The 22,153-nt window shown below is 70.0% G+C and carries 21 protein-coding genes and 5 tRNA genes; 6 read left to right on the forward strand and 20 right to left on the reverse strand.

Features of this window, described 5'->3' with window-relative positions; genetic code table 11:
• The first annotated feature begins 53 nt into the window (after positions 1–53).
• Both OG430_RS16040 and OG430_RS16045 read left to right on the forward strand, forming a co-directional pair.
• The gene (locus tag OG430_RS16040) at positions 54–3,095 is read left to right on the forward strand and encodes a BTAD domain-containing putative transcriptional regulator (protein WP_327353176.1); all 3,042 of its coding nucleotides are present in this window, start codon (positions 54–56) and stop codon (positions 3,093–3,095) included.
• A gap of 121 nt (positions 3,096–3,216) precedes the next feature.
• On the forward strand, positions 3,217–4,431 hold the full coding sequence (locus OG430_RS16045) for an FAD-dependent monooxygenase (protein ID WP_327353177.1): 1,215 nt from the start codon (positions 3,217–3,219) through the stop codon (positions 4,429–4,431).
• On the opposite strand, the gene thiD is transcribed toward OG430_RS16045, so the two are convergent.
• Together thiD and OG430_RS16055 are read right to left on the reverse strand one after the other, a co-directional pair.
• Complete coding sequence (thiD, locus tag OG430_RS16050) at positions 4,406–5,269, reverse strand: bifunctional hydroxymethylpyrimidine kinase/phosphomethylpyrimidine kinase (protein ID WP_327353178.1); 864 nt, start codon at positions 5,267–5,269, stop codon at positions 4,406–4,408. The two genes, OG430_RS16045 and thiD, sit on opposite strands and share 26 nt — an antisense overlap.
• Positions 5,266–6,234, reverse strand: coding sequence for a thiamine-phosphate kinase (locus OG430_RS16055; RefSeq protein ID WP_327353179.1), 969 nt, complete (start codon positions 6,232–6,234; stop codon positions 5,266–5,268). Before OG430_RS16055 ends, thiD begins: the two co-directional genes overlap by 4 nt.
• A 236-nt stretch (positions 6,235–6,470) precedes the next feature.
• Between OG430_RS16055 and OG430_RS16060 the strand changes: the two genes are divergently transcribed.
• Both OG430_RS16060 and OG430_RS16065 read left to right on the forward strand, forming a co-directional pair.
• Entirely contained in the window at positions 6,471–6,704 is a 234-nt protein-coding gene (locus OG430_RS16060; RefSeq protein ID WP_327353180.1) for an Lrp/AsnC family transcriptional regulator, read from the forward strand.
• A gap of 20 nt (positions 6,705–6,724) precedes the next feature.
• The gene (locus OG430_RS16065; RefSeq protein WP_327353181.1) at positions 6,725–7,210 is read left to right on the forward strand and encodes a DUF3515 domain-containing protein; all 486 of its coding nucleotides are present in this window, start codon (positions 6,725–6,727) and stop codon (positions 7,208–7,210) included.
• A gap of 27 nt (positions 7,211–7,237) precedes the next feature.
• On the opposite strand, the gene OG430_RS16070 is transcribed toward OG430_RS16065, so the two are convergent.
• The 3 genes from OG430_RS16070 to OG430_RS16080 all read right to left on the reverse strand — a co-directional run bounded on the left by OG430_RS16070 (position 7,238) and on the right by OG430_RS16080 (position 10,292).
• Positions 7,238–8,410, reverse strand: coding sequence for a D-alanine--D-alanine ligase family protein (locus OG430_RS16070; protein WP_327353182.1), 1,173 nt, complete (start codon positions 8,408–8,410; stop codon positions 7,238–7,240).
• Between the two features lie 71 nt (positions 8,411–8,481).
• On the reverse strand, positions 8,482–9,492 hold the full coding sequence (locus OG430_RS16075; RefSeq protein WP_327353183.1) for an NAD(P)H-dependent glycerol-3-phosphate dehydrogenase: 1,011 nt from the start codon (positions 9,490–9,492) through the stop codon (positions 8,482–8,484).
• The gene (locus OG430_RS16080) at positions 9,489–10,292 is read right to left on the reverse strand and encodes a lysophospholipid acyltransferase family protein (RefSeq protein WP_327353184.1); all 804 of its coding nucleotides are present in this window, start codon (positions 10,290–10,292) and stop codon (positions 9,489–9,491) included. Before OG430_RS16080 ends, OG430_RS16075 begins: the two co-directional genes overlap by 4 nt.
• Positions 10,293–10,440: 148 nt before the next feature.
• On the opposite strand from OG430_RS16080, the gene cofC reads away from it, so the two are divergent.
• A complete protein-coding gene (gene cofC / locus OG430_RS16085; RefSeq protein WP_327353185.1) occupies positions 10,441–11,154 on the forward strand; it encodes a 2-phospho-L-lactate guanylyltransferase in 714 nt (237 codons plus the stop codon).
• Here cofC and OG430_RS16090 read toward each other — a convergent pair.
• From OG430_RS16090 to leuC, 5 genes are all read right to left on the reverse strand, one after another.
• Positions 11,126–11,329: a hypothetical protein gene (locus tag OG430_RS16090; RefSeq protein ID WP_327353186.1), complete on the reverse strand. Its 204-nt coding sequence runs from the start codon at positions 11,327–11,329 to the stop codon at positions 11,126–11,128. The two genes, cofC and OG430_RS16090, sit on opposite strands and share 29 nt — an antisense overlap.
• 101 nt (positions 11,330–11,430) lie before the next feature.
• A complete protein-coding gene (locus OG430_RS16095) occupies positions 11,431–12,099 on the reverse strand; it encodes an HU family DNA-binding protein (RefSeq protein ID WP_327353187.1) in 669 nt (222 codons plus the stop codon).
• A gap of 125 nt (positions 12,100–12,224) precedes the next feature.
• Positions 12,225–12,470 (reverse strand): hypothetical protein, encoded by a 246-nt coding sequence (locus tag OG430_RS16100; RefSeq protein ID WP_327353188.1) that lies wholly within the window; start codon positions 12,468–12,470, stop codon positions 12,225–12,227.
• 285 nt (positions 12,471–12,755) lie between these two features.
• Complete coding sequence (gene leuD / locus OG430_RS16105) at positions 12,756–13,349, reverse strand: 3-isopropylmalate dehydratase small subunit (RefSeq protein WP_327353189.1); 594 nt, start codon at positions 13,347–13,349, stop codon at positions 12,756–12,758.
• Positions 13,350–13,355: 6 nt separating this feature from the next.
• Positions 13,356–14,786 carry a 3-isopropylmalate dehydratase large subunit gene (gene leuC / locus OG430_RS16110; RefSeq protein WP_327353190.1) on the reverse strand — a complete coding sequence of 477 codons (1,431 nt, stop codon included), beginning with the start codon at positions 14,784–14,786 and terminating at the stop codon, positions 13,356–13,358.
• A gap of 192 nt (positions 14,787–14,978) precedes the next feature.
• Between leuC and ndgR the strand changes: the two genes are divergently transcribed.
• Positions 14,979–15,695 (forward strand): IclR family transcriptional regulator NdgR, encoded by a 717-nt coding sequence (ndgR, locus tag OG430_RS16115; protein ID WP_015036427.1) that lies wholly within the window; start codon positions 14,979–14,981, stop codon positions 15,693–15,695.
• A gap of 151 nt (positions 15,696–15,846) precedes the next feature.
• On the opposite strand, the gene OG430_RS16120 is transcribed toward ndgR, so the two are convergent.
• The 10 genes from OG430_RS16120 to OG430_RS16165 form a co-directional block, all read right to left on the reverse strand.
• Positions 15,847–15,919, reverse strand: a tRNA-Glu gene (locus OG430_RS16120).
• Between the two features lie 27 nt (positions 15,920–15,946).
• A tRNA-Gln gene (locus OG430_RS16125) sits at positions 15,947–16,018 on the reverse strand.
• A gap of 24 nt (positions 16,019–16,042) precedes the next feature.
• Positions 16,043–16,115: transfer RNA gene (locus OG430_RS16130), tRNA-Glu, on the reverse strand.
• Positions 16,116–16,177: 62 nt separating this feature from the next.
• A tRNA-Glu gene (locus OG430_RS16135) sits at positions 16,178–16,250 on the reverse strand.
• Between the two features lie 42 nt (positions 16,251–16,292).
• Positions 16,293–16,364: transfer RNA gene (locus tag OG430_RS16140), tRNA-Gln, on the reverse strand.
• Between the two features lie 91 nt (positions 16,365–16,455).
• On the reverse strand, positions 16,456–17,208 hold the full coding sequence (locus OG430_RS16145; RefSeq protein WP_327353191.1) for an HAD family hydrolase: 753 nt from the start codon (positions 17,206–17,208) through the stop codon (positions 16,456–16,458).
• Between the two features lie 86 nt (positions 17,209–17,294).
• Positions 17,295–17,873, reverse strand: a complete 579-nt coding sequence (locus OG430_RS16150; protein WP_327353192.1) for a GTP-binding protein — start codon at positions 17,871–17,873, stop codon at positions 17,295–17,297.
• Positions 17,854–18,450 (reverse strand): DUF742 domain-containing protein, encoded by a 597-nt coding sequence (locus OG430_RS16155; protein ID WP_327353193.1) that lies wholly within the window; start codon positions 18,448–18,450, stop codon positions 17,854–17,856. The genes OG430_RS16150 and OG430_RS16155 overlap by 20 nt, the downstream gene beginning before the upstream one ends.
• Before the next feature lie 92 nt (positions 18,451–18,542).
• A complete protein-coding gene (locus OG430_RS16160) occupies positions 18,543–18,956 on the reverse strand; it encodes a roadblock/LC7 domain-containing protein (protein WP_037625176.1) in 414 nt (137 codons plus the stop codon).
• 10 nt (positions 18,957–18,966) lie between these two features.
• Complete coding sequence (locus OG430_RS16165) at positions 18,967–22,149, reverse strand: nitrate- and nitrite sensing domain-containing protein (protein WP_327353194.1); 3,183 nt, start codon at positions 22,147–22,149, stop codon at positions 18,967–18,969.
• Between the last annotated feature and the right edge of the window lie 4 nt (positions 22,150–22,153).

Here is a 22,153-nt window from a genome sequence, read left to right on the forward strand (position 1 = left end):
GCGAGCTGCCGGAATCGGCCCGGTCCCGTCCGCGAGCTGCCAGAATCGGCCCGGTGCGATTCGGCATCCTCGGTCCCCTCGACATCCGTGACGACGACGGCAGCGCGCTCGATCCGGGCGGACAGCGGCCGCGTACGCTGCTCACCCTGCTGCTCCTGGAAGCGGGTCGCACCGTCCCGGCCGAGCGACTGCTCGACGGCCTGTACGGCGATGCGCCGCCGGCCGGTGCCGCCAATGCCCTGCAGTCCCAGATATCCCGGCTGCGCAAGCGCCTGGACGTCGCCATCGAGGCCGGTCCTGCCGGATACCGGCTCGCCGCCGACCCCGAGGACGTCGACGCGCACCGCTTCGAGAGGCTGGCCCGCGAAGGCCGGCGGACGCTCACCGCGGGGGCGCACGCCGAGGCGGCGAACGTACTGCGTGCGGCGCTCGCCCTGTGGCGGGGCCCCGCACTCCCCGACCTCGCCGGATCCCGGGCCGCTCGCTACGAGGAGCTCAGGCTCGCCGCCCACCAGGACCGCGTGGAGGCCGACCTCGCCCTCGGCGGCGGCCCCGAGCTGGTGCCCGAGCTGCGCGAGCTGATCGCCGGGCACCCGTTGAGCGAGCGCCTGTACGGCCAGCTGATGCGGGCCCTGCGGACGGCCGGGCGGCCCGCCGACGCCCTCGCCGTCTACGAGGAGGCCCGTCGCACCCTCGCCGACGAGCTCGGCGCCGACCCGTCCCCCGAGCTGGCCGCCCTGCACCTGGAGCTGCTGCAGGGCACCTCGGACACGGCCCCGCGCGGGGTTCCCGCCCAGCTCACCCGCTTCGTGGGCCGCGCCGAGGAGCTGGCGCGGATCGCCGGGCTGCTGCGCACGGAGCGGCTCGTCACCCTCACCGGCCCCGGGGGCGCGGGCAAGACCCGGCTCGCCGTCGAGGCGGCCGGGAGGCACGCGCCGGACAAGGCACCGGTCGCCTATGTGGAGCTCGCACCCCTGGCCGACGGTGCTCAGGTTCCGTACGCGATCCTCACCGCGCTCGGCGTGCGCGAGGGCGCCCGGCACCCCGCGGGCGATGCGCACGAGCGCCTTGTGTCCGCGCTCGAAGGGCGTGAGCTGCTCCTCGTGCTGGACAACTGCGAGCACCTCGTCGAGGAGGCGGCACTCCTCACCGGCCGTCTGCTCGGGGCCTGCCCGGGCCTGCGCGTCCTCGCCACCAGCCGGGAGGCGCTGGGCATCACCGGCGAGGCGCAGTGCCCGGTGCCGCCGCTGCCGCCGCGCACCGCCGAGCAGCTCTTCGCCGACCGGGCGGCGGCGGTGCGCCCGGACATCGAGCTCCACGCGCGCGTGAACGGCGATGCCGGTCCCCCGGGTTCCGCTGACGGCCACGCGCGCGTGGCCGAGATCTGCGCGGCCCTCGACGGGCTCCCCCTCGCCATCGAGCTGGCCGCCGCCCGCCTGCGCACCCTCACCCTCGACGAGCTCGCGAACCGCCTCGACGACCGCTTCCGGCTGCTCTCCCGCGGCGACCGCACCAAGGCGCCCCGGCACCGCACCCTGCGCGCGGTGGTCGAGTGGAGCTGGGAACTGCTCGACGAGGAGGAGCGGGAGCTGGCCCGGCGCTTCACCGTGTTCGCGGGCGGTGCGGACCTCGGTGCGGTCGAGGAAGTCTGCGAAGTGCCGTACCCGGACGATCTGTTGGCCTCCTTGGCCGAGAAGTCCTTCCTGGAGGTGACCGACGGCCGGTACCGCATGCTGGAGACGATCCGTGCCTTCTGTGCGCAGCAGCTCACCGAGGCGGGCGAGACGGACCGGCTGGGGGCCGCGCACGCCGCGTACTTCCTGCGCCTCGCCACCGAGGCCGAACCGTTCCTGCGCGGCCACGAGCAGCTGCACTGGCTGGCCCGCCTCGCCACCGAGCACGGCAATCTGGACGCCGCCCTGCGCCACCTCGTGGCCGCCTCCCCCGAGGACGCCCTGCGCCTGGTGGCCGCCCTGTCCTGGTACGGGCGCCTGCGCGGCGGCTACGGCGCGCTGGCCCCGCATGCCCGCGCCCTCTTCGCTGCGGTGGGCGGGGAGCCCCCGGCCGGCCTGGAGGAGGAGTTCGTGCTGTGTGTGGTGAACACCTTCACCGGTGGCGGCAGCGATCCGCGCGAGCAGGAGCGCCTCGCACGCGCGCGCCCGGTGATGGAGGCGCTGGAGTGGCCGCTGCGGCTGCCGTTCACGATGGTCCTGTGGTCGGTGGCGGCGGGGCCGCGGCACATCGACGACGCCCTGCTGAGGACCGCGCGGCACGATGGCGACCCATGGGCGCCCGCCCTGATCGAGCTGGGGCGCGGCTTCCAGGAGTGGTTCGCGGGTCGGCCCGAGGAGTCGGAGGCGTCGTTCACCCGCGCGGTCACCGGTTTCCGTGCGGCCGGTGACCGCTGGGGCATGGCCAACTCCCTTGATCCGCTGGGTGTTTTCGCGTTCTGGCGCGGTGACAGCGAGCGGGCGCTGCGCCTTCTGGACGAGGCCCTCGTGCACGTACGGGAGCTGGAGGCACCGGAGGAAACGGCCGATCTGCTGCACCGCAAGGCCACGGTCCTGCTGCACGCGGGACGCCCGGTCGAGGCCGAATCGCACTTCACGCGCGCGTGCCGGTACGCGCGTACCGCCGGCGTGATCGACAAGGAGGCCGGCGCCCTCCGCGGTCTCGGCGACACGGCCCGCATGGCGGGCGACACCGCACGCGCGCGTGACCGGTACGAAGCGGCCCTGGCGACCTGCTCGGACAACTGGTTCAGCGTCGGCGAGAGCGTACGCATCCTCATCGGCCTCGGCCGCACCGCGCTGGCCGAAGGCGCCCCGGACGAGGCCCGCGACTGGTTCGCCCAGGCCCGCACGCTGGCCGACGACGCCCCGCTCGAACTGGCCGAGGCCGCCGAGGCGTTGGCGTCCGTCGAGCCTCCGGAGCAGGCGGCCCGACTGCTCGGCGCGGCCGCCGGGCTGCGCGGCACCGAACTCCTCGGCGACCTGGACGTGGCCCGCACCCGGGCGGCGGTGCGCGCGGAGCTCTCCCCGGCGGCGTACAAGACGGCCTTTGAACTGGGGAGAACGGCCGCAACCATCAATTGAGAAACCGCGACGGCGAGCAACCAGGTCCGCGAGAGCGGCGGCGGTTTAGCCGCAAAGAGGTGTCAGCGGCCGTCAGCGAGCGGTAAGCCGGCGGTCAGCGCCCGGCCCGAAGCTCATCCACATGACGAACACAGCGCACGCCCAAGGCCCCCTCGCCCACCTCACCGTCCTGGTCTCCGGCGCCAGCATCGCCGGCCCCGCCCTCGCCCTCAACCTCGCCAGGTACGGCGCCGAGGTCACCGTCGTCGAAAGGACGCCCGCCCTGCGCGAGGGCGGGTTCGCGGTCGACTTCCGGGGTCACATCCACCGCAAGGTGCTCACCGAGATGGGCATCTGGGACGAGATCCACCGGCGGCAGACCCACATGGGCCGGCAGAGCGTCGTCGACGCCGACGGCACCGAACAGGTCGATCTGCCGGCCGCGTTGATGAGCGGCGACGTGGAGATCTTCCGCGGCGAACTGTCCAAGATCATGTACGAGCGCACCAAGGACGAGGTCGAGTACGTCTTCGGCGACTCCATCGCCACGCTCACGGAGGACGCCGAGGGCATCGACGTCACCTTCGAGGTGGGCGCCCCGCGCCGCTTCGACCTCGTGGTGGCCGCCGACGGACTGCACTCGAACACCCGGCGCCTCGTCTTCGGAGAGGAGTCCCAGTACCTGCGTTTCCTGCACCACTACGTGGCGGGCTTCAGCGTGCCCAACCACCTCGGCCTGAACCGCACGGGCCTCATCCACAGCGACCCCGGGCGCGCGGTGGCCGTGTCCAACTACGACGGGGACCCCGACCGCGGCGGCGCCCTGCTCGTGTTCACCTCGGAGCAACTGACGTACGACCGGCGGGACATCGAGCAGCAGAAGCGGATCCTCGCCGACCGGTTCGCCGGGATGGGCTGGGAGGCACCCGCGGTCCTGAAGGCGCTGGAGGACGCCGACGACCTGTACTTCGACGCGATCGCGCAGATCCACGTGGACCGGCTCACCAAGGGCCGGGTGGCGCTGCTCGGCGATGCCGGGTACGGCGCCACGATGGGCGGCATGGGCACGGGCGTCGCCATCGTCGGAGGCTATGTGCTCGCCGGCGAGCTGGCCCTCGCACACGGCGACCACCGCACCGCGTTCGCCGCGTACGAGGCGCGGGTCCGGGACTTCGCCAAGGGCTGCCAGAAGATCTCGGGCAACGCCGGGCCGTTCTTCGCCCCGCCGACCGAGAAGAAGATCCGCAGCCGCAACCGGGCGTACCGGATCCTCAGCTCGCGCTATCTGGCGGCCTTCTTCAAGCGGCTCACCGAGAAAGCGGCGACGGGCATCAAGCTCGGGGACTATCCCGCCTGAAGGCCCAGCCGTGATCCACCGGCCCGATCCCGCCCCCGAGCGCGAACCCGGCGGCGACGGCCCCGGTGACGTACGCCTTCGCCTCGCGCACCGCCTCCGGCACCGCAAGCCCCTTGGCGAGGCCGGAGGCGATCGCGCTTGCCAGCGTGCAGCCGGTGCCGTGGGTGTGCCGGTTGTCGTGGCGCGGGGCGCGCAGCCAGTGCTCCTCGGAGCCGTCGGTGAGGAAGTCGACCGCCTGGTTCCCGCCCACCCGCCCTGGCTCGCCCTCCAGGTGTCCGCCCTTGATGAGCGCCCACCGGGGCCCGTACGCGAGCACCGCGGCCGCCGCCCGCCGCATGTCGGACTCCGACTCGACGCGCAGGCCGGTCAGTTGGGTGACCTCGTCGAGATTGGGCGTCGCGACGGTGGCCACCGGGAGCAGCTTCGTACGTACGGAATCGAGCGCGGAAGCGGCGAGCAGCGAGTCGCCGTGCTTCGAGATCCCGACCGGATCCACCACGGCGGGCGCCTCGGTCCCGGCCAGCAACTCCGCGACGGCCTCGACCAGTTCGGCCGAGGCCAGCATTCCGGTCTTCACGGCCTGTATGCCGATGTCGTCGACGACGCTGCGGTACTGGGCCCGCACGGCCTCCACGGGAAGCTCCCAAGCGCCTTGCACACCGAGGGAGTTCTGCGCGGTGACCGCCGTGATCACGCTCATGCCGTGCACACCGAGTGCCAGCATCGTCTTGAGGTCGGCCTGGATCCCGGCCCCGCCGCCCGAGTCAGAGCCGGCGACGGTGAGCACCAGCGGGGGCGCCTGACGCGCGGATGCCGGCGGGGATATCGGGGCCGTCACGACTCGATGTCCCCGCCGAAGTGGTCCCAGCCACCCTTGTTCGTCCAGGGCGCCCCGTCCACGGTGACCTGCGGCAACGCGGACGGGTTGAGCACCTCGCCGATGATCTTCCAGCGGGCCGGCAGCTTCACGTCCGGCGGGAAGGTCGCCACGATCGCGTGGTCCTCTCCCCCGCTGAGCACCCACTGCAGCGGGTCGACACCGACGGCCTGCCCGATGTCGTTCATCTGCGAAGGCACGTCGATGGAACCGGACTTGACGTCGATCCGCACCTTGCTGGCCTCGGCGATGTGCCCGAGGTCGGCGATCAGTCCGTCGCTCACATCGGCCATGGCGGTCGCGCCGAGCCCGGCCGCCGCGGGGCCCGCGTGGTACGGCGGCTCCGGGCGGCGGTGCGCCTCGACGAAGGCGCGCGGCGAGCGGAAGCCGCGCGAGAGCACGGCGTGCCCGGCCGCGGACCAGCCCAACCAGCCGGTGTACGCGACCACATCGCCGGGCTGCGCGCCCGCGCGGGTCACCGGCTCGTGGTTGCGGAGGTCGCCGAGCGCCGTGATGGACACGGTGATGGTGTCGCCGCGTACGACGTCCCCGCCGACCACGGCCGCGCCCGCGACCTGGCACTCGTCGCGCAGGCCGTCCATCAGCTCGGTCGCCCAGGTCACCGGCAGTTCGGCGGGGACGACCAGGCCGAGCAGGAGCGCGGTCGGCACGGCGCCCATCGCGGCGATGTCCGCGAGGTTCTGCGCGGCCGCCTTGCGCCCGACGTCGTACGCCGTGGACCAGTCGCGGCGGAAGTGCCGCCCTTCCAGGAGGATGTCCGTGCTGACCACGACCCTGCGGTCGGGCGCGGCCACGACCGCGGCGTCGTCGCCGGGGCCGAGCCGCACCGCCGGAGTGGTGGTGAGCCGCGAGGTGAGCTCCCTGATGAGCCCGAACTCCCCCAGCTCGCCGACGGTGCCCTTCATCCGATTACCCCTTCTGCCCCACTGCGCTTGCGGTCGCGGGCCTTTTCGGCCACGGGTACCGTCAATGAATACGTCAACTTCGCATGGTCGTGCTGCCGTACAGCTGCCGTGCCGTGGCGGGCTCCACCACCGTCTTGGCGCCACCGGCTCCGCGGGTCTCCCCGCGATGTGCGGCGACGCGATACCGTGGCGTCCCTTCTCCCCCACATGATCCTCGTGGCCGCCCTGGAGGTTCCGTGGTACAGGCTTACATCCTGATTCAGACCGAGGTTGGCAAGGCGTCGACAGTCGCCGAGCTCATCGGCAAGATCCCAGGAGTGATACAGGCCGAGGACGTCACCGGTCCCTACGACGTCATCGTGCGCGCCCAGGCCGAGACGGTCGACGAACTCGGCCGCATGGTGGTTGCCAGAGTCCAGCAAGTGGACGGCATCACGCGAACCCTGACCTGCCCGGTCGTGCACCTGTAGCCCCCGTCTACGCTTTGCCGGTGAACTCGATACGTCGCCGGCTCGTCTGTCTGCCCGTCCTCGGCCTGCTCATGGCGACCGTGGGCTGTTCTTCGACGGACGACACCGCGACGGTCGTGGTTCCCTCCCCCGACGCGTACACCGCGAAGCTGTGCCGGAAGCTGCACCAGCAGCTGCCGGACGAGCTCGACGGTCTCGAACGCACCGATCCCGAGCCGCGCTCCGAGCTGACCGCGGGATGGGGAAGCTCGGCGATCATACTGCGCTGCGGTGTCCCCAAGCCCGCCAAGATGGGCGACCTGACGGCCCCGACCACCGAGGTCGACGGTCTGGGCTGGCTGATCGAGGAGCCCGGGGACGGTTCGTACCGATTCACGAGCGCGCTGCGCGAGGCGTACGTCGAGGTCACCATCGGCTCGGACCACAAGAAGCAGAGCGGCGCGGCCTCGCTCGTCGTCCTCGGGCGGGAGATCAAGAAGGCGATCCCCAAAGGGATCGCCAACTAGATCTGCTGGATCTGCGGGGGCTCAGAATCAGCGCAGCCCGGTCGGTCGGTTCAGCGCCGCCTGCACCAGGCGGTCCACCAGCTCCGCGTAGCCGACGCCGCTGGCCTCCCACATCTTCGGGTACATCGAGATCGGGGTGAAGCCCGGCATCGTATTGATCTCGTTGATCACGAACTCCCCGTCCTCGGTGAGGAAGAAGTCCGCGCGTACGAGACCCTCGCAGGCGGCGGCCTCGAAGGCGGCCACCGCGAGCCGCTGCACCTCGGCGGTCTCCTCCGGCGTCAGCGGGGCGGGCACCAGACCGGGCGTCGAGTCGATGTACTTCGCCTCGAAGTCGTAGTACGCGTGCGACTGCACCGGCGGGATCTCGGCGGGCACGCTCGCCCGCGGCCCGTCCTCGAACTCCAGGACGCCGCACTCGATCTCACGGCCCTTGAGCAGCGCCTCGACCAGGATCTTCGGGTCGTGCCGCTGGGCCTCCTCGATCGCCTCGTCCAGGCCCTCGAAGGAGTCGACCTTGGTGATGCCGATCGAGGAGCCGGCCCGGGCGGGCTTCACGAAGAGCGGCCAGCCGTGCTCACCGGCGAAGTCCACGATCTTCTTGCGGGCGGCGTTCTGGTCGGCGGCCCACTCGCGGGGGCGAATCACCACGTACGGACCGACGGGCAGCCCGAAGGAGGTGAACACCCGCTTCATGTACTCCTTGTCCTGGCCGACGGCCGAGGCGAGCACACCGGAGCCGACGTACGGCGTCCCGGACAGCTCGAGGAGCCCCTGCAGGGTGCCGTCCTCGCCGTACGGACCGTGCAGCACCGGGAAGACCACGTCGACCTCGCCGAGGGCCTTGGGCACGGAGCCCGGCTCGGCGTACACGACCTCGCGGTTGGCCGGGTCGAGGGGCATCACGACGCCGCCGTCAGCGGATTCGGCGAGCTGCTCGACGTTCGGCACCTGCCGCTCGGTGATCGCCATCCGGTCGGGCTCGTCGGCGGTCAGCGCCCAACGGCCGTCGGTGGTGATGCCGATGGGCAGGACGTCGTACTTGGACCGGTCGATGGCGCGAAGGACGGCGCCGGCCGTGACGACCGAGATGCCGTGCTCGGAGCTGCGGCCGCCGAAGACGACGGCGACGCGCGGCTTGCGGGACTCCCCTCCGGGCTGGGAGGGGACCGGGCTCTGGGAGGGGTTCTCGCTGCTCATATCGCGTTGAGGGTACCTGTTGGTACGTGCCGAGTCAGGCCCCGCCTTGCCCATGTGCCGTGCCCCGTGACTCAGCGCCGCTCGGGCTTGGCGCTGCGCGACATCAGCTCCTTGACCGCGACGACCGGCGGCTTGCCCTCGTGCACGATGGCCACCACGGTCTCGGTGATGGGCATGTCGACGCCGTGCCTGCGGGCCAGATCCAGCACGGACTCACAGGACTTGACGCCCTCTGCGGTCTGCTTGGTGACCGCGATGGTCTCCTGCAGCGTCATGCCCTTGCCCAGGTTCGTGCCGAAGGTGTGGTTGCGCGACAGCGGCGAGGAACAGGTCGCCACCAGGTCGCCCAGGCCCGCGAGTCCGGAGAAGGTCAGCGGGTCCGCGCCCATGGCGAAGCCGAGCCGGGTGGTCTCGGCGAGGCCGCGGGTGATGAGCGAGCCCTTGGTGTTGTCGCCGAGGCCCATGCCGTCCGCGATGCCGACGGCGAGACCGATCACGTTCTTGACCGCGCCGCCGAGTTCACAGCCGACCACGTCGGTGTTGGTGTACGGGCGGAAGTACGGGGTGTGACAGGCGGCCTGGAGCCGCTGGGCCACGGCCTCGTCGCGGCAGGCGACGACGGCGGCGGCCGGCATCCGGGCGGCGATCTCGCGCGCCAGGTTGGGCCCGGTGACCACGGCGATGCGGTCGGCGGGAACCTTGGTCACGTCCTCGATGACCTCGCTCATCCGCATCGCGGAGCCGAGCTCGACGCCCTTCATCAAGGAGACGAGCACGGTGTCGGGAGCAAGCAGCGGCGCCCACTCGGCGAGGTTGGCGCGCAGCGTCTGCGAAGGCACGGCGAGCACGGTGAACTGTGCGCCGGCCGCGGCCTCGGCGGCATCGGTGGTCGCCCGGATCCCCTCGGGAAGCTCAACTCCCGGCAGGTAGTCCGGGTTGGTGTGCGTGGAGTTGATGGCGTCGGCGAGTTCCGCGCGGCGGCCCCACAGGGTCACGTCGCAGCCCGCGTCGGCGAGCACCATGCCGAAGGCCGTGCCCCAGGAGCCCGTACCGAAGACGGCTGCCTTCACCGGCCGAGTCACTTGTCGTCCTCCACGGATGTCGCTGCTTGCTCTGAGCCCCCGGATTCCCGGGAGTTGCTGCTTTCGGCGGCCTTGCGGCGCTGCTCGATACGGGCCTGGCGCGGGTCGTACGGCGTCGCCGGGGCCTTCTCGCCGCGGATCTGCTCAAGGAGTTGGGTGATCGCGGCCATGATGACCTCGGTCACCTCCTTGAGGAGTTCCGGCGTCGGCTCCTTGTCGTGGAAGCGCGCGAGGTCGACCGGCGGACCGGCAAGCACCGTAAGGGTCTTGCGCGGGAAGAGGCGGACCTTCTTCTCCTTGGCGTACGGCGGCATCGCGAGGTTGGCGCCCCACTGGGCCACCGGAATGACCGGGCACTTGGTCTCGAGGGCGACGCGGGCGACCCCGGACTTCCCCGTCATCGGCCACATGTCCGGGTCACGGGTGAGGGTGCCTTCGGGATAGAAGGCCACGCACTCGCCGCGCTCGATGGCGTCGACGGCGGCGCGGAAGGCATGCAGCGCATTCGCGGTCTCGCGGTAGACGGGAATCTGGCCCGTACCGCGCAGGATCATTCCGACGAAAGGCACCTTGAAGAGGCCCGCTTTGGCCAGGAGACGCGGGACTCGTCCGGTGTTGTACTGCCAGTGCGCGTAGGAGAGCGGGTCCACATATGAGTTGTGATTGACCGCGGTAATAAATCCGCCGTCGGCCGGAATGTGTTCCATTCCACGCCAGTCCCGCTTGAAGAAAACCACCAGCGGCGGTTTGGCGATGACCGCCGCCAGGCGGTACCAGAAGCCGATTCTGCGGCGGGACACTCGGACACCTTCCTCTACTGGTCCTGACGCGCGCTCGTGCGCCGCACAAGTGTCGCCCCAGGTCCCCCGTCTGTCGAGAACACCGTACGCCCACGGATCTGCCTCCACAGCCGGTGCGTACGGCCTGTGTCAGGCAAGAATGGGCCCGGTGCGCACAGATGCAGACCGGCCGGTGTTCCCCGCATGGACCCTGGTCATACCCCTGAAGCCCCTGGTGCGGGCCAAGAGCAGGCTCGCGGACACCGCGGGCGACGCCCTGCGGCCCTCCCTCGCGCTGGCCTTCGCGCAGGACACGGTGGCCGCCGCGGTGGCGTGCGCGGGCGTACGGGATGTGGTGGTCGTCACGGACGACGACCTGGCCGGACGCGCACTGGCGGCGCTCGGGGCACGCATCGTGCGGGACGAACCGTCAGGGGGCCTGAACGCCGCGCTGGCGCACGGAGCCCGCGCCGCGCGGGTAATACGGCCGTCAAGCGCCGTGGCGGCCCTCAACGCCGATCTGCCGGCGCTGCGGCCCACGGAATTGCAGCGAGTTCTTGATTACGCTTCCGCATTTCCCCGCGCATTTCTGGCGGATGCCGCCGGAATCGGCACAACACTGCTCAGTGCGGGCCCGGGAATCTCGCTGGCTCCGGCCTTCGAGGGCCCTTCGAGGGCCCGGCACGGCGCGTCCGGGGCGGTGGAAATCCCGCTCTCCGACGTTCCGGGGGTGCGCCAGGACGTGGATACCTGGGACGACCTTGAGGCGGCACTCGCCCTCGGCGTGGGGCCGCGTACGGCAGCGGCGGTGGAACAGGTGCGTCTCGCGGGGCAGGGCCCGGGGCCGGGACCTCTCAGAAGGTCTGCAGCGTCACCAGAGTGATCCGGCGGGCCTCGCCGTCCCCCTCGACCTCGATGCGCACCCGCTGCCCGGGGCGAAGGAGCCGCAACCCGCCGGCGTCGAAGGCCGGGGCGTCGAAGGACACCGGGGTGCCGTCGTCCAACAGCACACTGCCGCTGCGGGAATCGGAGTCGTACGTGTACGCGGTCGCCTGCATGCCCGCAGCGTATCGGCCCGCCCGAGGCCAGGTGAACGCACCGCGGGCCGGGCTCCCCGTGGGGAAGCCCGGCCCGGCGAGTGAGTCAAGCCCTTGCGGCCTTACTTCTTCCTGGCCGTCGCCTTCTTGGCGGTGGTCTTGCGCGCCGTGGACTTCTTGGCCGGAGCCTTCTTGGCGGTGGCCTTCTTGGCGGGGGCGGTCTTCTTCGCCGTCGCCTTCTTGGCCGTGGTCTTCTTCGCCGCCGTGGTCTTCTTGACCGCAGCCTTCTTCGCCGTCGCCTTCTTGGCCGTGGTCTTCTTCGCCGTGGCCTTCTTGGCGGTGGTCTTCTTGGCGGTGGTCTTCTTCGCCGCCGTGGTCTTCTTGACCGCAGCCTTCTTCGCCGTCGCCTTCTTGGCGGTGGCCTTCTTGGTCGCGGCCTTGGCGGTGGTCTTGGTGCCGCCCGAAAGGCTGCCCTTGGGCGCCTTCTTGACCGCGACGTCGTTCTTCGGGAGCTTCTTGGAGCCGCTCACCAGGTCCTTGAAGCCCTGGCCCGCGCGGAAGCGGGGCACGGAGGTCTTCTTGACCCGGACGCGCTCACCCGTCTGCGGGTTGCGGGCGTAACGGGCCGGGCGGTCGACCTTCTCGAACGAGCCGAAGCCGGTGACCGAGACACGGTCTCCGCCGACAACTGCGCGGACGATGGCGTCGAGTACAGCGTCGACGGCGTCGGAGGCCTGCTGACGGCCACCGACCTTGTCGGCAATGCTTTCTACGAGCTGCGCCTTGTTCACGTCTTCCCCTTCGGAGACATTGCCGGAACGAATCTGTTCTGGCTTTTTCGCACGTTAGGCAGATATATACCGCAAATCAAACACGAAACGGGCTAATCACCCTTGTGCCGCAACGAACTCGACCATCACGGAGTTCCATCGGCGGTGGGATCTTGGGGAAAACGCCCCTCATCGAGGTCCTTCATGAACCCGTCCAGACGCCTTGCGGCATCGGTGAGATCGTGTTTGGCCACGGCCGTTACGGCCAGCAGCTTCCGGGTCAGCGCCATCCGTACGCCCTCCGGGACTTGCAGTGTGCGCACCGTTTGATGCGCTTCTTTCAGCCGGTCCGCGACGAGCCGGTAGAGCTCTAGTTGGCCGTCGCGTTCCATGCACCGATTGTGCCATCTGGGTCGAGTTGTCGCCTCACGAGGTCTCAGCGTGCCGTCCAGAAGGGGGTTTCGGGGACCGGCGGACCCTTAAGTCGGAGCTCGGCAGGGACTCCCCCGGCCACCTGCGGAATTCGTCAACTTGTCCGGGCGTGGCGCGAGTTGGGGAGCGTAGGAGCTCAAAAGCCGAACCGCGGCCTGCAAGCAGACCGCGGTTCGGCGGGTGTGGCTGATTCGGTTGCCCGAATGGCGCATCGGGCCTTGTGGATGCGGCCGGAAACAGTCTGTTCAGACCTGGACGGTGCGTGGCTTGTACGCGGGGCGCTTTGCCTCGTACTTTGCGATGTCGCCCTCGTTCTGCAGCGTGATGCTGATGTCGTCAAGGCCGTTCAGCAGGCGCCAGCGGGCGTTCTCGTCGAGTTCGAAGTCCGCGGTGATGCCCTCGGCGCGAACCTGGCGGTCCTGCAGGTCGACGGTGATCTCGGCCTGCGGGTCCTGCTCCACCAGTTCCTGCAGCGCGTTCACGACTCCCTGGTCCAGAACCACCGTCAGCAGGCCGTTCTTGAGCGAGTTGCCGCGGAAGATATCCGCGAAACGGGAGGAGATGACGGTCTTGAAGCCGTAGTTCTGCAGCGCCCAGACCGCGTGCTCACGGGACGAACCGGTGCCGAAGTCGGGACCGGCGACCAGGACCGTGGCCCCTTTTCGCTCCTGCTTGTTGAGGACGAACTCCGGGTCCTTGCGCCAGGCCTCGAAGAGCCCGTCCTCGAAGCCGTCGCGGGTGACCTTCTTCAGCCAGTGGGCCGGGATGATCTGGTCGGTGTCGACGTTGGAGCGGCGCAGCGGGACGGCCCGGCCGGTGTGTGCGGTGAAAGCTTCCATGGCTGATCAGACTCCAGCGGGCGTACGGGCGTCGGCGTCGGACAGGTCGGCGGGCGAGGCCAGATGGCCGAGGACCGCGGTGGCGGCGGCGACCTGCGGCGACACCAGGTGGGTGCGGCCGCCCTTGCCCTGCCTGCCTTCGAAGTTGCGGTTCGAGGTGGACGCGGAGCGCTCACCGGGCGCCAGTTGGTCGGGGTTCATGCCCAGACACATCGAGCAGCCCGCGTGCCGCCATTCGGCGCCGGCCTCCTTGAAGACCTTGTCCAGGCCCTCGGAAACGGCCTGCAGACCGACCCGGGCGGAGCCGGGGACGACCAGCATCCGTACGCCGTCGGCGACTTTGCGGCCCTCGACGAGCGAGGCGGCCGCACGCAGGTCCTCGATACGGCCGTTGGTGCAGGAGCCGACGAAGACGGTGTCGACCTTGATGTCGCGCAGCGGCTGTCCGGCCTCAAGACCCATGTACTCCAGGGCCTTCTCGGCGGCCAGGCGCTCCGAAGCGTCTTCGTACGAAGCAGGATCGGGGACGTTCGCCGACAGCGGCGCGCCCTGGCCCGGGTTGGTGCCCCAGGTGACGAACGGCGACAGGGAAGGCGCGTCGATGACGACCTCGGCGTCGAATGCGGCGCCCTCGTCGGTCTTCAGCGTCTTCCAGTACGCGACCGCCGCGTCCCAGTCCTCGCCCTCGGGGGCGTGCGCACGGCCCTTGATGTACTCGAAGGTCGTCTCGTCGGGCGCGATCATGCCCGCACGGGCGCCGGCCTCGATCGACATGTTGCAGATCGTCATGCGGGCTTCCATCGAGAGCTTCTCGATGGCGGAGCCGCGGTATTCGAGGATGTAGCCCTGGCCGCCGCCGGTGCCGATCTTCGCGATGATGGCGAGGATCAGGTCCTTGGCGGTTACGCCGTCGGGCAGTTCGCCGTCGACGGTGATGGCCATGGTCTTCGGGCGGGCCAGCGGCAGCGTCTGGGTGGCAAGGACGTGCTCGACCTGCGAGGTGCCGATGCCGAACGCCAGTGCGCCGAAGGCGCCGTGGGTGGAGGTGTGCGAGTCGCCGCAGACCACGGTGGTGCCCGGCTGGGTCAGGCCCAGCTGCGGTCCCACCACGTGGACGACGCCCTGCTCGACGTCGCCGAGCGAGTGCAGACGTACGCCGAAGTCGGCCGCGTTCTTGCGCAGCGTCTCCAGCTGGACGCGCGAAACCGGGTCCGCGATCGGCTTGTCGATGTCGAGGGTGGGGGTGTTGTGGTCCTCGGTGGCGATGGTGAGGTCGAGCCTGCGGACCTGCCGGCCCGCCTGCCGCAGGCCGTCGAAGGCCTGCGGGCTGGTCACCTCGTGGAGCAGGTGGAGATCGATGTAGAGGAGGTCCGGCTCGCCTTCGGCGTGCCTGACGACGTGGTCGTCCCAGACCTTCTCCGCGAGTGTCCTGGCCATCGCTTTCCCTCCGACCGGCCTGTTGGCCGGCCCAACTAGAGATTGTGTGAGGGCTCATCCGTACCCCTCGTCCCGGATGTGCCGCTCAAGTACTGCTTGAAGCGCCGCTTGATGCGCAGCGTCCGTACAGGGTGGCAAGTTCTCTGGAAAATTGAACTTGCGTTTCACAGAGTGAGACGCGAATATCGACGCATGGACAACTCTAGCGGCGTCGGCGTTCTCGACAAGGCGGCTCTCGTCTTGAGCGCCCTGGAGTCCGGTCCGGCCACCCTCGCGGGACTGGTCGCGGCCACAGGACTCGCAAGACCTACGGCTCACCGCCTCGCGGTGGCCCTCGAACACCACCGGATGGTGGCGCGTGACATGCAGGGCCGGTTCATTCTCGGCCCGCGCCTCGCCGAACTGGCCGCGGCCGCGGGCGAGGACCGCCTTCTCGCGACCGCCGGGCCGGTGCTCACGCATCTGCGGGACGTGACGGGCGAGAGCGCCCAGCTCTACCGCCGCCAGGGCGACATGCGCATCTGTGTCGCCGCGGCGGAGCGTCTGTCCGGTCTTCGGGACACGGTCCCGGTCGGCTCGACGCTGACCATGAAGGCCGGCAGTTCCGCGCAGATCCTGATGGCCTGGGAGGAGCCCGAGCGGCTCCACCGGGGCCTGCAGGGCGCGCGGTTCACCGCCACGGCCCTTTCCGGCGTACGTCGCCGGGGCTGGGCCCAGTCGATCGGTGAGCGAGAGCCGGGCGTCGCCTCGGTCTCGGCGCCCGTACGCGGTCCGTCCAACCGCGTCGTGGCCGCCGTCTCGGTCTCCGGACCCATCGAGCGCCTGACCCGGCATCCCGGCCGGATGCACGCCCAGGCAGTGATCGATGCCGCGGCCCGCCTCAGCGAGGCGCTGCGCCGCACCGGCTGACCGGTCCGCTCCCGGTCTGCCTCCTGAAGTTCAGTTACTCCGGCCGTGCGCTTCAACGCCGCAGCGCGCGGCCGGAGTTGAAACACCGTTGCACCGCAACTCGACCAACGCGAAGAGGCCCTCCCCTGACGGGGAGGGCCTCTTCTTTTTGTACCCCCGACCGGATTCGAACCGGCGCTACCGCCTTGAGAGGGCGGCGTGCTAGGCCGCTACACAACGGGGGCACGACCATGTGTTTCCACTTGATCAAGCTGGGCTACCAGGACTCGAACCTAGAACAAAGGAACCAGAAACCTTCGTGTTGCCAATTACACCATAGCCCACTAGTGGTCTAGACCAGACCACAGTACCCCCGACCGGATTCGAACCGGCGCTACCGCCTTGAGAGGGCGGCGTGCTAGGCCGCTACACAACGGGGGCCCTAGCGATCCTGCATTGAAGTCAGTGGGTGCGACCCGAACTGTCCTCACGGGAAGGATCTGTACCCCCGACCGGATTCGAACCGGCGCTACCGCCTTGAGAGGGCGGCGTGCTAGGCCGCTACACAACGGGGGCCTTGCGGAGAGATTCCCCGCGGTTGCAGATGAGCTCTGCGAGCTGGCCTACCAGGACTCGAACCTAGACTAACGGAACCAGAAACCGTCGTGCTGCCAATTACACCATAGGCCATCAAAACGCAACCCCCAGTACTGGGGGTTTTGATTTGAATCTTGCGCCCCCTGCCCGGCCTGTTGGCCCGGCGAGCGGCGCAGGAAGAACATTACCCGAAGGTGGACGGCGCTCCAAAACGGGTATCGGGGCTCAGGAGCCCGACAAGCTCGGCGAGAGTGGCGATCCGGTGCACGCCCGGCGGAGTTTCGATCATGGTGCGGCCCCGGCCCCGGTCGAGCCAGATGCCGAGGAGCCCCGCGTCACGGGCGCCCCTCGCGTCGATCTCCGGCTGGTCCCCTACATAGGCGACCTCGCCCGGTGCCAGCGCCAGGGCGTCACACGCTGCGAGGAAGGCCTCGGGGGCCGGTTTGGACACCCCGAGCTCCACCGCGCACAGGACGGCCTCGAAGCGGTCGCGTACGCCCAGGGTGCGCAGTTTCCGCTCCTGCAGGGCGGTCGCGGAGTTGGAGAGGACCGCGTGCCGGTGGGTGTCCGCGAGGGCCTCCAGGGCCGGGACGGTGTCGGGAAACAGCGACCAGGCGGCCTCGTAGTGACGTACGTAACGTCCGAACCAGGCGTCCGTCTCCGCGTCGGTGAGTGCGGGCGCCTGAAGGAACTCCCGTACGCGGTCACGGCGCTGGGTGAGGAAGTCGACATCGCCGGCGCCGAAGCGGGCCCAGTGGCGCTCGGTGATCTGCTTCCAGAGCGCGAGGGCGGCCTCGGCGGTGTCGTAGCGGGCCAGCGCGTCCTCGGCTTCCAGGTGCGCCCGCATGCCGGCGGCGTCCGCGGTGGCGTAGTCGAAGATCGTGTCGTCGATGTCCCAGACGACGGCCTTCACGGCCTCTTTGATCGGCGTCCCCATGGCACCGAACGTACGCGAAAGGGCTTCGCGGGTATGCGAAAGGCCCGGAATCCGTGCAGGCTTCCGGGCCCTCGGGAAGGTGCCGACTAGCGCAGGCGCGCCATCAGGGCGTGCTCGACCAGGGTGATCAGCGTCGACTTGGCGTCGGCGCGGTGGCGGGCGTCCGTCACGATGATCGGGGTGTCCGGGCCGATCTGCAGCGCCTCGCGGACCTCGTCGGGGTTGTACGGCTGCTGGCCGTCGAAGCCGTTCAGCGCGATCACGAACGGGAGGCCGGAGTTCTCGAAGTAGTCGACCGCCGGGAAGCAGTCGGCCAGGCGGCGGGTGTCGACGAGGACGACGGCGCCGATGGCACCGCGTACCAGGTCGTCCCACATGAACCAGAAGCGGTCCTGGCCCGGCGTACCGAAGAGGTACAGGATCAGGTCCTGGTCCAGGGTGATGCGGCCGAAGTCCATGGCCACCGTGGTGGTGGTCTTGTCCCCGGTGTGCGTGAGGTCGTCGATGCCCGCGGAGGCGGAGGTCATGACGGCTTCGGTACGCAGCGGGTTGATCTCCGAGACGGCGCCTACGAACGTGGTCTTGCCCACGCCGAAGCCGCCCGCCACCACAATCTTCGCGCTGGTGGTAGAGCGGGTCGCACCGCTAGAGCTTGCGAAGTCCACTGAGCACCCTTTCAAGCAGTGTCACATCGGGCTGGCCGCCGGCGTTCTCGTCGCCGCCGGGCTGGTGGATGGCCACGAGTCCGGCCTCCGCCAGGTCGGCGACGAGGATTCGGGCCACCCCGAGAGGGATGGTGAGCAGTGCCGAGATCTCCGCGACGGACTTGATCTCATGGCACAGGTTGCAGATCCGCTGGTGCTCGGGCAACTGGCCCTGCAGCTGATGCGGTTGAGCGGTGGTGTGCACCAGCGCCTCGATGGCGAGCTGGTAGCGGGGCCGGGTCCGGCCGCCGGTCATGGCGTACGGACGCACCAGCGGGTTGTGACCACTGGTCGACGGCTCCGGGCTGGGCCGGTGCGGCTGCACCGGCTGGATCCGCGGGGCGGACGGCTGCTGCGGCGACTGCTGCGGCGCGTACGGCTGCTGCTGTCGCTGCGGAGGCTGCGAGTAGGGGCCACGGCGGGGAGCGCTCGGCGCGGAGGGGAAGTTGTAGCGGTTGGGCGTGGCGTCGCCCTGTCCCTGGCCGTACGACCAGTTGCCCGAGGACGAACCGTCCTGGGGCGTTCCTTGACCTGCCACGTGCTCCTCCTCCGACTTGCCTGGCGTCCATCATGTGGAGCCGCGTCCCGAAACTTTAAAGGCACGGAGCGCGAAAACGCACTGCCTGTCTGTTAGTTGAGAAGGCTCCCCTGGAGCTCGGCGCGCAGGTCCGGTGTGAGAACCGTGCCCGCGCGGTCGACCAGGAGCGCCATCTCGTACCCAATGAGGCCGATGTCCGCTTCCGGGTGGGCAAGTACGGCGAGCGAGGAACCGTCCGAGATGGACATGAGGAAGAGGAATCCTCGCTCCATCTCCACAACTGTCTGGTTCACGTGGCCGCCCTCGAAAATCCGGGAGGCCCCGGCGGTGAGGGAGGTCAGACCTGAGGCGACGGCCGCCAGCTGGTCGGCTCGGTCGCGCGGGAAGCCTTCGGACATCGCCAGAAGGAGTCCGTCGGCGGAGACCACCACCGTGTGGGACACCCCAGGGGTGTTGTCCACGAAGTTGGTGATCAACCAGTTCAGGTTCTGCGCCGCCTGGCTCATCGGGCTCACACTAACGCTCCTGGTTGTAGGTGCCGCCAAAGTCACTGTCTCCAGTGCCCTGGCCGTTCGAGTCACTGCCTGCGTCGCGCCCTCGCTGGACTCCGCGGCGCAGGTTGCTCAGCCTGCCCCGGACGTCCTCGGGGGCGCGGGAGACCTGGGGGCCGCCCTGCGGGGTCTGCTCCGCCGTGCCCTCGACCAGGTTGGCCTTCGGGACCCGGCGCGGCAGGCCCGAGGTGGTGACCCCGCCCGCCTTGGGCTGCTTCAGCTGTTCGGCTCGCTGCCAGCGCTCGTCGTTGGACGACCGCCAGTCGTCGTCACCGGTGGCGGCCGATGCGGTGGTGGAGGTGGGCTGCCCGTTGCCGACGTTGTTCGCCGCGGTGGATCCGCGACGGGGAAGGCCGGCTTCGGTGAGGTCGTGGACGGCGGACGGTGCCGGTCCCGGGCGGTCGAAGCCTACGCGGTCCTGGTCGCTCGCGGGAGCGGCCTGCGCAGATTCCGCTTCCGGAGCGTATCCGCCCTGGTAGGAGTCCTGGTAACCGGACTGGTCCGGCCACTCCCCCTGGTGGGACTGGCCGTCGTAGTCGGCGTAGCCCTCCTGCGGGGATGCCTGGTGGGCGGCGTGATCGTCGAAGCCGGGCTCCGCATAGCCGCGGTTCTGGTAGCCGCCGCCCTGCGCGGGGAAGGCGTCGAAGCCGCCCTGCTGAGGGGCGTACTGGCCGTCGTACGCGCCCTGCTGCTGCTCGTACGCACCCTGCTGGGCGTCGTCGTACGCACCCTCCTGTGCCTCGAACTGCTGGGCCGGCGCGTACGACTGCTGGTCGTACGCGGGCGCCTGCTCCAGTTCGTCGCGGAACAGCGGGCGTTCGGTGCTCTGCGCCTCGAGGGCTGCGCGGCGCTCCTCGCGGAGCAGCGAGCGGCCGACGGGGTCCAACTCGGGGGCGGGGCTTGCCCCGTCGTCGTAGCGACTGTCGTCGAAGCCCAGCTCGGCGGCGGTGCGCAGGGGCGGGGCCTCGTACGACTGCTGCACGGCCGGCTGGTGGTGCTGCTCGGGGATGATCTGCGAGACCGTGAACTCGCTCTCGGGCAGATCGCTGCCGCCACCACCGTGCGTGATCGCGTCCGGCAGCATGACGAGCGAAGTGGTGCCCGCCTGCTCGCCCGAGGGGCGCAGCTGTACGCGGACGCCGTGCCGGTCGGCGAGGCGGCCGACCACGAACAGGCCCATGCGCTGGGAGATCGCGGCGTCCACGGTCGGCGGGTTGGCCAGCTTGTGGTTGATGTCCGCGAAGTCCTCGGCGGTGAGGCCGATGCCCTTGTCGTGGATCTCGATCATCACGCGGCCGTCGGGAAGACGGGTCGCGGTGACGCGGACCTTGGTCTGCGGCGAGGAGAACGTGGTGGCGTTCTCCAGGAGCTCGGCGAGCAGGTGCACGAGGTCGGTCACGGAGCGGCCGTGGATCTCGGCGTCCGGGACGCCGGTGAGCTCGATGCGCTCGTACTGCTCCACCTCGGAGGAGGCGGCGCGCAGCACGTCGACCAGCGGGACCGGCTGGTCCCAGCGGCGGCCGGGCTCCTCGCCGGCGAGGACCAGGAGGTTCTCGCCGTTGCGGCGCATACGGGTCGCGAGGTGGTCCAGGCGGAAGAGGTTCTCCAGCTGGTCCGGGTCGGCCTCGTTGTTCTCCAGGTCGGTGATGAGGGTCAGCTGGCCCTCGATCAGGGACTGGTTGCGGCGCGACAGGTTGGTGAAGATCGCGTTGACGTTGCCCCGCAGCAGGGCCTGCTCGGCGGCGAGCCGGATCGCCTCGCGGTGGACCTGGTCGAAGGCGCGGGCGACTTCGCCGATCTCGTCCTGCGTGGTGATCGGGATGGGCTGGACGCGGGTGTCGACGCGGCCGGGCTCGGTGCGCGAGAGCTGGTCGACCAGCATCGGCAGGCGCTGCTCGGCGATGTTGAAGGCGGCGTTGCGCAGCTGGCGCATGTTGCGGCTCATCTGGCGGGCCATGAGGCCGGCGATGATGAAGGCGGCGAGGACCGCGGCGACCACGGCGCCGCCGTTGATGTAGGCGTCGCGCTTGGCGTCGTCGGAGATCTGCGCGGCCTCGGCCACGGCCTTGTCGACGAGCTGGGTCTCGATCTCGCGGTAGCCGTCGAACTTGGCGGTGGTCGCGGCCATCCAGGTCTGGGCGGTGATGCCCTGCCGGGCCAGCTCGTCCTGGGTGAAGGCGCCCGAGGAGATCGCCTCGACCATCTTGTCGTAGGACGGCGGCGGCACGAACTTCTTGTTCTGCGCCTTGGCCTGCTTGGCGGCCTCGGCGAGCCGCAGCTTGCCTTCTTCCTGCTTGCCCTTGAGGACCTTCTGCAGGTTCTCGAAGTCCGCCTGGGTACCGGCGGAGACGTACTCGCCGATCGCGATCTTCTCGAGATAGGCGTACGAGCCGAAGGCGGTGGTCTGCGCCTTGAGGACGGTGGGCTTCGCGTTCGGCCGCAGGATCAGGTGCGTGCCGATGGAGCGCTGCAGCGAGACGGAGGCCTTGGCCAGCGAGACGGCGTAGACGGTACGGCCGTAGCTGGTGATGTTGCCGGTGCCCAGGCCGAGTTCGTTGGCGAACTCCATCAGGGAGTGCTGGACGGTGACGTATCCCTCTTCGGTCTTCACCGGGTCCATGGCGCGGGTGAAGGCCGTCTTGCGCAGGTCCTCGAGCTTCTTCTCGCCTTCCTGGACGAGCTTGAGGCGACGCTCCAGGCCCTGCTTCGCGGGCATGTCCGAGGTGACGTCCTCGAAGGTCTTGCGGGCGGCGTTCGTGTCGTCGCGGACCTTCTTGACCTCGGCGGTCTCGCCCTTGCCGAGCAGCAGCGGGACGGCGGAGAGGTCGCGCTCGTTGAGCAGTGCCTGGCCGTAGTCCTCGGCCGCGCGCACGATGAGGGCCGTCTTCTCGGCGTCCTGCGCCTCGCTCCACGTGTCAATGGAACCCTTGACCTGGAAGCCACCCATGACGATCGCGAGCGCCACGGGTATGAGCAGGATCGCGTTCAGACGGACCGGCACGCGCCAGTTGCGCGGCGACATCTTGCTGCCGCTGCTGGTCGGTGCGGCCTCGGGGGCCGGCACCTGCGCGGGGGACGCCGCTCCGCGCGACGGCGGGGTGAAGTTGCCCCGCTCCGCCTGCTCGGGGCTGTTCTTGCTTCGCCTCACTCGA

The organism is Streptomyces sp. NBC_01304 (assembly GCF_035975855.1).
In the GTDB taxonomy this organism is placed as follows: domain Bacteria; phylum Actinomycetota; class Actinomycetes; order Streptomycetales; family Streptomycetaceae; genus Streptomyces.